Source organism: Helicobacter sp. 11S02596-1 (assembly GCF_002272825.1).
GTDB lineage: Bacteria > Campylobacterota > Campylobacteria > Campylobacterales > Helicobacteraceae > Helicobacter_J.
The window spans coordinates 1-11241 of the sequence record NZ_MLAM01000020.1 but is presented as its reverse complement, the minus strand read 5'-3'; the positions used below and the strand labels follow the sequence as shown (position 1 = coordinate 11241).

Below are 11241 nucleotides of genomic sequence, written 5' to 3'. Positions count from 1 at the left end.
GCAAAGTCAGAAAAAAATGAGTGTGAAACATAAAAATTGGCACAATTTTGGCACAGCATTTTTGAAAAACGCTTGTAAATACGCATTACACGAGGGTTGAAAAAAAAGGTCTAAGGGTATAGCACCCTGCATTTTCAAAATCTTAAGCAATTTTTAAGAAAAATCCCAAATCCACTCGGCAATCTCAATCCAAAATTTCACTTCAAAATCCACCAAAACCCAGCTCCCAAACCCAAGCCAAAAACGCCAAAATTCGCCCAAAAATCCCACCAAATACAAATTGCATTCTTGCCATTTTTGCACCACGCCAAATTTCTCCTTTCTTCACGCAAAAAAAGCATTAAAAACCCTGCAAAACTCTTATTTTATAAGCCTTTTTCCTATCAAACCCCGCCAAAACACCGATAAAAACCGAAGATGTGGGCGAAAATGTGGGGCGGTGTGGGAAAATCGCTTAAGATGTGGCGGGGAAGTCGTCCAAATGTGGGGCAGGTGCAGGCGAAGACAAAGACAGAAAAACGAGGACAAAGGGAGCAAGAGCAGGGGCAAAATGTGCAACGTGCGGGCGTGCGAAGCAAACTATGGGCGTCGTGCGTGCAAAATTGCGTGTAATATTTTTTTGAAAAGTAAATGACAACCTCTTGACTTTACTCTCTATATCTGTTACAATTCGTAACATATCCCAATAAAAAGGACAAGACAATGGCATATATCGGTTATTCACAAAGTGAGAGAGCATTAGAAGCCAAAGAGGCGGGCAGGAAGCCGTTATCGCATTTTGTCAGTGATGATTTGAAAATATTCAATCAAAAGCTCACCGCCCAAAATCTCCCACCCATTAAAACCCTCAAACTTTTCAAAAGTCTTTTGAAGTTTTACGCTTATTGCGAATGGCATCACACCAGCTCCAAGTTCAATCAAACGAGCTTTTATGACGCCGAAAGACTTCTTGAAGAAATTTGTAAAAACCCAAACATCGTGCAAGACCAACAAAAACTAGACAAAGAACAAGAAACACCAAAAAAAGAGTCTAGCAACTTTTATCTGTTTGAGCCGATAAAAATAACGATATGGGGTAAAGGTGAGAGCTTTGGCGTGCGGAAAAATAAAGTGCGTAAGAGTGATAATAAAATTTTGGATTATGAAAATTTTTATTTTGATAAACAAAACAAAATTTTGAGAAAAATAAAAGGTAGCAATAGAAAAACAAAATTTTGGAATGATGAAGCCAAAGAGGCTCTCAAGATGGTTAAAGGTTTGAAAAGGGACAAATTGCCTATTGTCGTGGCTAATTTTGAGTAATATAACAAAATTTATTTTTTCGTGCTATAATAAAAATGTTTTGTTCTTTCAAACTAAAAAAGAACCAAACGCTATAAGCTCTCTTTATTAAGGCTTGAGGGCTTATAGTCTGTTGGTTTGTGGTTACCCAAAGGAGTTACAATCTCCAAAAACCTCGTTTTTAGGCAATTCTAGCTTTTGATTTCTGCAATTTTGGATTCTTAAAAACCATTTTATCTTTAAGATTCCTATCAGAATAAAAAGTTATAATCTCATCAGCAGGTTTAGATAATGCAGGCTTTGACTGCCCCTGCTGATTAGATTTATAAGCAATCACCCGAAACCTTACACCCTCTTTGTTTTCCCATTCATAGATTCGATGTCCTTTTTCATCAATAAACGGCTCTTTATGCTCCTTGATGTAACTTCTAATAGAATTTCCTAGATTTAGCAACTCATCTTGTTGAATATGCCCTATTTTATGAAGATTTAAATGTCTGTGTTTAATATGTCTTGCACCCTTATTTGTATTTCCTCTCTCAAATCTCAAAACATCTTCTATATTTTCTAAATCTTTTCGGATATATGTGGCATTTTTGCCGTTGTAGGTTACGTTATAAATCCCTCGTTTTTCGTGCTTTATTTGCCCAATATTAAGCGAATCGATTGTTTGGGCTATCTCCCTATCCTTATTTGGGAAATGTCGCTTTAAAAGCCGTTTAAGCACTTCAGGCTTATTGCTTAGGTATTTGAGAGCTTTCAATCCGACAATACCACCCAAAGCACCCAGTAACGCATTCCCACCAAATCCCTCGCTATCATCATTATCGCTTGCTTCTGCACTCCCAGCCCCGCCAATTATCCCAGCACCTACTGCGCCCAAGCCTAAATCCTTGCCACTCTCCTTATTTACCCCTTTGGCTTGAATGCTCGATTCGATAATCTCTCTATTAAGCTGTTCGAGCTTTTCTTGCTTAACTTTTAGCTCGGCTTCTTTTTCAAATGTCTGGATACCTTTTTTGAGTTTGGCAAAGCGTTCCTGCGAAGTTTTGAGATCTTGCGTGATAAGCTCCAAACGCTTCTTGCTAAAGAAATTTTCTACCCGCACCATTGTCCCACTAGGTGAAAAGCTATCCACACCATTAGCTATCGTATAGTTTGCTCCTGTGTCAGGATTGATGGCATTGATGGTGTATTGGGGTTTGTTAGCGACATAATGCCTTTCTACTTCGATGTCTAAGCCATTGTAGTTATAGATGGTCTGCTTCCTTTCTTCTATCTTGATACTTTCGATGGCTTTGGCTATGGCTTTAGCGTGGGCTTTATTGTTTTTGTCATAGCTTGCCGTGCCGATTTTTAGCTTGCCTGCATTGGCTTTGGTGCGTGCTATATCCTCTTTAAAATTCTGCAAATAGCTTTTAGCGATGGGGATATAAGCTTCAAGTTCAGCAATCTTTTTGTTATTAGCGAGCGTTAAGCGCTGGATATTTTCTTTTTGGGCTTGGAGTTCATTGACTTCTTTATTGAGTTGGAGGCGTTCAAGGAATTTCGGATTCCCAGAAGCAACTGCTTGGAGTTCTTCAAAGTTTATACTATCTGATGGGATTTCAACATTCCTGCCATTAAACTTGCCACTTTTCATTGAATTGATAATCTTTTGCTTGGTAGCGAGCTTTTCAAACATCACTTGATCAAACATATCTTTGGTCGCATAGGTATAGATCTTGACTTTAAATTTATCTCGCCCGTATTTTTCCATTAGCTTATTGCCTTGCCTGATCGCTCGCCCATTGCGTTGTTCAATATCTGCTGGTCGCCAGGGGGCGTCAATATTATGGACGGCGACAATGCGTTCTTGCACGTTTGTCCCTGTGCCAAGCTTAGGCGTAGAGCCAAGTAACACCCGCACGTCCCCGCTATTGACTTTGGCAAATAGGGCTGCTTTTTTTATGCCTTTTGCGTCATCAAAGTCGTGGATAAAGGCAATCTCGTTTTCAGGGATACCCGCTTTTATGAGCTTTTCTTTGATGTCATCATACACGCTAAAGGGAGCTTTGAGCGAATCCATATAATCAAACCCGCCAGCTTTCTCAAAGGCTTCCATCGCCCCATCTTCACCCTTTTCTACTTTTGCATAGAGTTCTTCCATCTTTTTGATTTCATTTTTTACCCCACTTTTAGGCGTGCTAGCGTCGATAAAAACAATCTGTGTGCCTTTGTCTTTATCGTATTGTTTGTAGTCTTTGAGGATATTTTGCACCGCTAGATTGATTTTAGAATCTTTAAAATCTGGCATTGATGGATCAATGGTTCGCATATCTAGCGAAGCCTTTTTGCCATCATTGGTGATTTTTAGCATATTGTCTTCTTCAGGGCGCACACTTTTAGATTCTATTGCCTTGCCACGCTCTAAGAATTCTGCCATCATCGCTTCTTGCTCTTTCGATCTCGGTGCAACCACAGAGATATATTCGACCTGCGGGTCAATAATCGGCTTGCCCTCTGCTTTTAAGAAATTTGCTACGTCTTCTTTGGAGACAATATCAGCAAATTTCGTATAGTTGCTATATAGCTCGGGAAGATTCTCATAGCCTCTAAGGCGGGTTTTTTCTTTATACGCCCCCGCTACACCCATCTCAAAGTCTTTTGTAACCTTGCCATATTGATTGAGCCATTGATCGAAATGCTCTAAACCAAGATGTTCTAAAGTCTCGGGATCAAGATAGCGTTGCATTGTCCAAAGTTCTGTAGCGGAGTTGCTAATCGGTGTGCCCGTAGCAAAGACTATCTTTTTGTCATTATCGCGCAATAGATTGGTTTTCATATAGAGGTCGGTTGCTTTTTTTGATCCTGCGGTGTTGCCAATGCCTGCGATATTTCTTTCATTGGTTGCAAAGGCAAGGTTTTTAAACTCGTGGGCTTCATCAACAAACAACGCATCCACGCCGAGTTCTTCAAATCCTGTCGTTTGATCTTTTTTGCTATCAAGAAGCTCTTGGAGTTTTTTATTATTTTTGGCTAAAAAGCTCTCATAATTTTTGACATTAAAAGGATTATCGCCTTGCTTTTGGCTATAAATTTCTCTGGCTTGTGCTATTTCTTTATTGATAAAGCGGATTTGTGCCTCTTTGCTCACTGGCATCATTGTCATATTAAAATGCCCGACAATCACTGCATCCCAATCACCTGTCGCAATAGAAGCGAGGGTTTTTTGGCGGGATTTGCTATCAAATTTCATTGTCGCTAATATATTGGCATTAGGATAGAGTGTCTGAAACTCTCTAGCAAATTGGGGGACGATATGATTGGGCGCAATAATCATTGGCTTTTTGGCTAAGCCTAAACGCCTAAGCTCCATCGCCGTAGCTGCCATTGTGAAAGTCTTGCCTGTGCCAACGGCGTGATCAAGCAGAACACTCCTGTCTTGAATAGAGCGATAAATCGCATTCTTTTGATGGGCTCGGAGTGTAATCAGTGAGGTCATACCAGGAAATTTCAAATGCGAGCCATCATAAGCCATCGGGATATGGGCGTTAAAGACATCATTATAGAGGCGCTCGACTTCGAGGGCGTATTGGGGATGATTGACAATAAAATCCTTAAACGCTTTATTCATTCGCTCGATGGCACTATTGAGGGCATTATTTCCCTTTTCATCCACACGGATTTTTTGAGAGACGGGGTCGATGGTATTCATTGTAATATTTTTACGATTCAAAAGATTAGCAAATATCTCGCTAGCGCCTACTTCTTTATACTCGCCTTTAACAGCAAACATAAGGTTAGAGCTTCGTTGATTGCTAGGGAGTTTATAGGCAATATCCCAATTATTTATAACCTTATCATAAGCCAACCGCACGCCCCCGTTAATTTCTAGGACATCTTTTGCAAAGTCTTCATAAACCTTAGCAGGGATATAGTTCGCCCCAATCCGCACGCTGACATCAACAATGGATACATCAGGGGGGATAATCGCTTGGAGTTCTTTTTTGGCGATTTCTTGGTGCATATCGAGGTCTTTATTTTCAAAGGAGGCGAGCTTGGCACGCACATCACCTGAAAGGAAGCGATTTTTCTCAATGATATGCCCGCTAGCGTCTTTAAAAGCGAGCTGGTTATTGAGGAGTTCTTCGCTGGTCTCTGCGATATTTTTGCCGAGCAAATTTGCCATATAGCCTAAATCTAGCGTGCCTGTTTGATCGAGGCTGATATTTTTAGCGTCAATGATATTGCTTGCCTTTGTCGGCACAATGGTTGGGATTTGGGTGCGTTTGGAGAAAATATCGGCTTTTTTAACAAAGACTTCTTGTTTTTTATCATTACGTTTTGTAACTTCCAAAGCAAGCAGATGGGGATAAAGCGGGTCGCCATCAAAGGCATTCATCAAATTTTTATCAAAAAACCTTGTGTTATATTTTTTTACAAAGCTGTCATATTCTTTATTTAATCGACTACGCAAAATACCGATTTGGCTCTCCGTTGCCTCTGGGTCTAGCTGGGCGTTTTTAAGATCGACAAGCGTGCCTCGCACCTTTTCAATATCAGGAAACATCGTTTGAAATTTTTTGAGCCAGTTTTGTTTTTGGGCAAGATAGCTTGGCGTATAACTAGCAAATTTTTCTTCATCAACCCCTAAGAGGTCCGCAAGGCTAACAGGGCGGGCAGGATTTTCAAAATCACTCGGGCTATAGCGATAAAAATTGCCATCTTTTGCCATAAAAAGCGAATTGCTTTTGATATAAGCGGGAGCATCGTTTATGCTATCGTTTGAGAGTTTAAAGGCACTTTCTTGCTCGTTTAGGGCTACTTTTTTTATTGGGGTGATGGTGTGGCTCTCTGCGATGAGTTCTAATGCTTCGCTCATTTGTTCTGTTGTATTGCCATTAGGGCGGATACGCACCATATCATCGCCATATTGCCCGCCATAACGCCCCATATCACCCAAGAAATACTGCGGGTTTTTAGTAAAGTAGGCATTCACAGGAATCGGTGCTTTTCCTGTTGGGTCGGGTATTTCTACGACTTGCGTCCAGGAGGTATCGGGATTTTTCTCCCCCTCTTTAAGTCTGCGGAAAAACAGAATATCGGTGCTGACACCCGTATCCTTGAATGTCCCCTCGGGTAATCGCACCGCCCCGATGAGTTGCATTTTTTGAGCGAGCAATTCTCTAGCTTTGGGATTAGGCGTATCAAGGAAGCTTTTAGTAACTACTTGAGCAAGCATTCCATCAGGAGCAAGCAAATCCGCACTTTTAAGCAAAAAATAATTATGGATATTAAACTTGCTTGCCTCTTTGAAGTTTTTATCATAGAGCTTGATATCACCATAGGGCGGATTGCCAATGATTAAGTCATAATTCCCGCTACTAATTGTTTCAAAGCCGGCTTTTTTGATGTGAGCTTGCGGGTAGAGGATTTGAGCGATACCCGCAGTCAATGGGTCGATTTCAAAGCCTCGTATATCAGCAGTGATATGGGCGGGTTTGAGCCCGATAAAATTCCCAATGCCTACGCTAGGTTCTAACACATTCCCCCCATTAAAGCCCATCTTTTGCAAGGTATGCCAAATCCCACTGACTACGTTATAAGGCGTATAATAAGCGCTTAGCGTGCTAGCTTTAGCGAAGTTATATTCTTCTTCGCTGAGGAGCTCACGGAGGAGCTTATCGCTTTCGCTTCCGGGTTTAAATTTATTACTCAACCCGCCAAAGCCAACATACGAAGCCAATAGTTGCTTTTCTTCTGGCGTGGCTAGGCGATGGTTGGCTTCTATGTCTTTAAGAATCTTAATCGCGGTGATATTATTTTCAAAGCTGATGGCGGGTTGCTTATCGGGGTTGATGATGTAGTTTTGAGCTAGCTCGGCTCTATCCTTGCTTGTAGGGAGTTTCGCGGGTGTTTCATTATCAAAGACACGCGGGGCTTTTTCATCTTTAAACTCCGCTTTTAGGGTAGTTTCCCCTGTAGTTTTATCCGTAGTAGCGACTTTGTTATAAGCTCCCTCGTTAGTGATTTTTACGTGGCTTTCTGGTGTGTCAATGACTTTCTTTTCAATCGCACCGACTTCGTTATAAACGCTATAACCCTCTTTTGTGATTTGGGCTTCTATAGGGAAAGCTTGGGGGGTTTGCAGGTCGCTAGGCTCTTTACTTGGGCGTTTGACATCAAAGCCCGCCGAAGTGCGTTCTACCTCTAGCCCTTGTTTTTCTAGAGCCTCTTTGGTTGCAGGGCTTAGCATATCGGAGGTTTGGAGTTCTTTAGAGGCAGATTCAAGAGTGGGGGTGAGGGGATTATCACCAAACATCGTGCGATATTCTTGGATTTTTTGGGAATTTTCTTTTTGATTATCTTTAATTATTTGGAGAATTTCTCTAAGGTCATCAATTTGTTTTTTTGCACCCGCTTCTTCTGAAAGCGTTTGGCTTTTAGCGAGCTTTTCTTCGGCTTGGCTTATTTGTGTTTGGAGTTTTGTAATTTCTTGATTATAGGATTGGTCTTTTAGGTAGAGTTGCAATGTTTTATATATTCCCCCATCCATATTGGCAAATAAATCAGCTGGCTCGCCTTGTTGTTTTGCTAAGGCTACCATTGTGTTATTATCATTGGGGATGCCGTTATTTAATACCTTTTCATAGGTCTTAGGGGCTTCTTGCTTGAATTTTATAATCATTGAGATAAATTTATCGTTTAGGGGATTTGTGGTAGAATGATTAGGTTCATAAAAGGAATCCCCTTGAACGGCTTCACGGGTAGCTGGGCTTGGGTTTGTAAGATTAGCCCGATTTCCCGTTTTTTCAAACCCCGTTACAATCCAATTGACATCTTTTTGCTCCTCACCACTTTGCCAATTCTTTCTAATAGCAATCTTATAAACTCCATCATCTAATATAATTTGTCTTTCGTTTTGTTTGCTAATAGGCAAGGTATGGACCAATTCATCGAGTTTATCGACAACTTCAGGGTGAAATTTCACAATCTTAGCAAGCCCGTAGCCATCAGACTTACCACTGCCAGCCTCTCCCCAAACAAGGCTAATATCGCCTAGCTCTTCCCGATAAAATGCCCCTGCGACTTGCCCGTGCCTCTCTTGCATTAGCTTAGCGATTGCCCCCGCTCCATCGTGATAAAACTCGGCGAAGTTTTCGCCAAACTCTGGCAATGGCGTGGCTTTACTCGGGATTTTTTCTTTACTCCCCTGCATAGCTTTATCTATCAAGGAATCAAGCTCTTTTTCAACTTGCATTTTATATTTTTGGAGATTTTTTAAATGCTCTAGTTCTTCTTGATATTGCCTTGTGTCTTTGATGTCTTTTTCGCTGTAGTAGTGATTATCTAGGAGTTTTTCCAGCTCGTTTTCTTGCTTAGCGATGTCTTCATTAAATCGTTTGCGTTCATTTTGGAGATAAAAAAGCTTTTCAAAATCATCGCCTAAAATCTCACCCATTCTTTTTACAAATGGGTTATCAAAGAATGCTTGCGTGTTTTTTTCTTCTTCTTTAAAGACTATTTCAGAGAGGGGATTTGGTGGGCGGGATTCTATCAAATCTTTTATTTCTTGATAGCTATAAAAACTTTTGCGTGTTTCTGGGGGGAAAGCCCGATTAAAATGCCCCATATTTTGAATAATAGGGTATTTGTATTGGAGATTTTCTAATTTGTCGGTGATAGCTTCACGCTCAAGCGGGGAGGATTCTACTCCTCTCCCTCCTGATTCTCCCAAATGCCCCGCCAGAGTTTCTGTTCTTCTTGCCACTCCCTCTCTTCCTCCCATTCCCTCTTGGCTTCCTCCTCCTGCTCGCTCGTGTAAGGTTCTAGTTTCTCCAGCTCCCTCTGATAAGCTGTCTCTATCCCCTCCGCTTTGGCTTGCTCGGCTAGCTCCATCATCTCGGGATAGCTTAGCGGTTTGCCCTGATAGGTGATGAGTGCCATTATCGCTTCGCTCTTGGCTTGCTCCTCCCCTAGTAGTGGGGTGTATTCCATTTCGTTGCTCTTGAGTTGATATTCTAGGGCTTGCAAGTTCTCTTTGAGGGTTTTGCTCGCTATCCAATAAGCTACCTCGTGGGGTCGCCATTGTTTCCAGTGTGCTAGGATTGCCATTTTCTATTTCCTTTCTTATGGGATTTTCTAGTTCTTGTTTTCTAAAGAAATCGACTAAGTCATTATAAATGCTCGCATTTTTAGCATTAAGCATTCTTTTGGTGAAGTCTTCATTTTCCAAATCGACCTTGCCGTTGATAAAGTATCGCACAACATCATAAATATCGACAGCAATATTGCCATCATCAAATAATTTGGGCGAATGGTTTTCGTGATAGATAAGTTTGGCGGTGTCATAGAGATCATTCAAGCGATTTGCCATATCGCTTACGCCATCATCTTTAAGATTTTGCAGGCGTTTGATAGCCACAGCAAGCATATCCGCAGGAAAAGTCTCGTGATTGAGTGTATCAGATACATCCATTAAGGGCGTTTGCACCCCTTTGGGTTTGAGGATTGCCCCTTGATAATCTTGCAAAATCGCACTAAAGTCATCAGTTGGTCTTGATTTGCTATCAAGATGATTGAGACGTCTTATCGCACGGGGGATAAGGCTCGTGAGATTAAACGCAGGCATTTCGTTATTATTCGCATAGTTTTTGAGATTATGGAGCAAATAGGCATTTTCATTAAATATGCGTGCAAAATCGCCTGCCCCTCGATGGGCTTTTTCATATTCAGAAATTGCAAAAGGAATATCCTTATTGAGATATGCCAATAATGCCCGTTGGGCTTCGATACGTTCTTTCGAGCCAATATGTTGCATCAAATCAGCCGTGCTTTCTAGCTTAGGGGGGAGTTGGTCCAAAAAGGGCTTATATTGCTCCATTGCGATGAGTTGCTTTTCACCCTCAAGACGCACACGGGATTCATTAGATACTTTTGCCATTCGCATAATGGTCTCGTTATCACCACTTTCAAGCAATCGCACTAAGATGGGATTTTCCATCGCTTTTGCCTCTGGATAACGCTTGATAAGCTCTTCTTTATAGTGGGTGTATTGGGCGGGATTCATATTTTGGATAGCTTGTAAGCGGTGATTACCTGCAATCACATCACCATAAATACTCACAACAGGAGTGCCATTAAATCCCCCCCTTTTATCAAAGTGCATTCGTGGGTCAAAATCTTCTTGGATATTTCTTATCATATGGCTATTATCATCTAAACGGAGCTGTGTGCCTGTGCCAAAGTTAAAATTAGGCTTGAGTAAATCCCTATCAATGAGTTTGAGAGCCATTTTTTCATCGATATGCAACCTATCATCAATAATATGCTGTTCCCCGATGGTTTTAGCATTCTTGAGGGTTTCATTGATTTTTTTGGGTGGGATTGGGGGATTTGTGGTAGAATTAGATTTAACAGAAACGTTCGGAAGTAGATTAGTCCCATCTTCTGAGGCAACTCCATTACTTGGTAGGAAATCTGAATGTGGCGTTTCTGTTTTATAAGATGAAATAATCCAATGATTATCCCCTTTGTTATTCCACCCTTTTGATAATCCCACCCGATAATCTTTATCATAAATTGTATATATGCCATTGTCTTTTAGCAATTTGCCTTTTTTGATGATTTCAGGAATCTTATTGACCGCTTCAGGGTGCTTATCTACAATATGGGCTAGTCCATAGCCTGTGTGTTTTTCTGCATTCGTAACTGCTCCCCAAACCAAATCAATATCGCCTAACTCCTCTCGATAAAATGCCCCTGCGACTTGCCCTCGCTTAACTTCGAGTAGTTTGTTAATCGCACCGATCCCATCGTGATAATATTTAGGGAAGTTCTCTCCAAATTCAGGGTTAGCCTCGATTTGAAACCTTGCGGGCTTGTTGGCTAGCTCTTCTCGCTTGGCAATATATTTTGCTTCGAGGGCTTTGGCAACTTGGGCTTCTTTCAATGCCTCTTTAATCGGGAGTTTCTCCC

At 41.2% G+C, this 11241-nt stretch carries 4 protein-coding genes; 2 read left to right on the top strand and 2 right to left on the bottom strand.

Annotated features, from left to right (window positions below):
- Positions 1–153 precede the first annotated feature (153 nt).
- Complete coding sequence (locus BJI48_RS09495; RefSeq protein ID WP_180763108.1) at positions 154–306, bottom strand: hypothetical protein; 153 nt, start codon at positions 304–306, stop codon at positions 154–156.
- Between the two features lie 135 nt (positions 307–441).
- Here BJI48_RS09495 and BJI48_RS09490 point away from each other — a divergent pair, with 135 nt between their 5' ends.
- Together BJI48_RS09490 and BJI48_RS09000 are read left to right on the top strand one after the other, a co-directional pair.
- Entirely contained in the window at positions 442–612 is a 171-nt protein-coding gene (locus tag BJI48_RS09490) for a hypothetical protein (RefSeq protein ID WP_180763107.1), read from the top strand.
- A gap of 90 nt (positions 613–702) precedes the next feature.
- Positions 703–1302, top strand: a complete 600-nt coding sequence (locus BJI48_RS09000; RefSeq protein WP_095334202.1) for a hypothetical protein — start codon at positions 703–705, stop codon at positions 1300–1302.
- A gap of 160 nt (positions 1303–1462) precedes the next feature.
- Here the strand turns inward: BJI48_RS09000 and BJI48_RS08995 are convergent, their stop codons facing one another.
- Positions 1463–11215, bottom strand: coding sequence for a DEAD/DEAH box helicase family protein (locus BJI48_RS08995; RefSeq protein WP_219350128.1), 9753 nt, complete (start codon positions 11213–11215; stop codon positions 1463–1465).
- Positions 11216–11241: the final 26 nt, after the last annotated feature.

What these genes read in the sequence shown, in the direction of transcription:
- BJI48_RS09000 (WP_095334202.1), top strand. Translation starts at nt 703, where the DNA reads ATGGCATATATCGGTTATTCACAAAGTGAGAGAGCATTAGAAGCCAAA.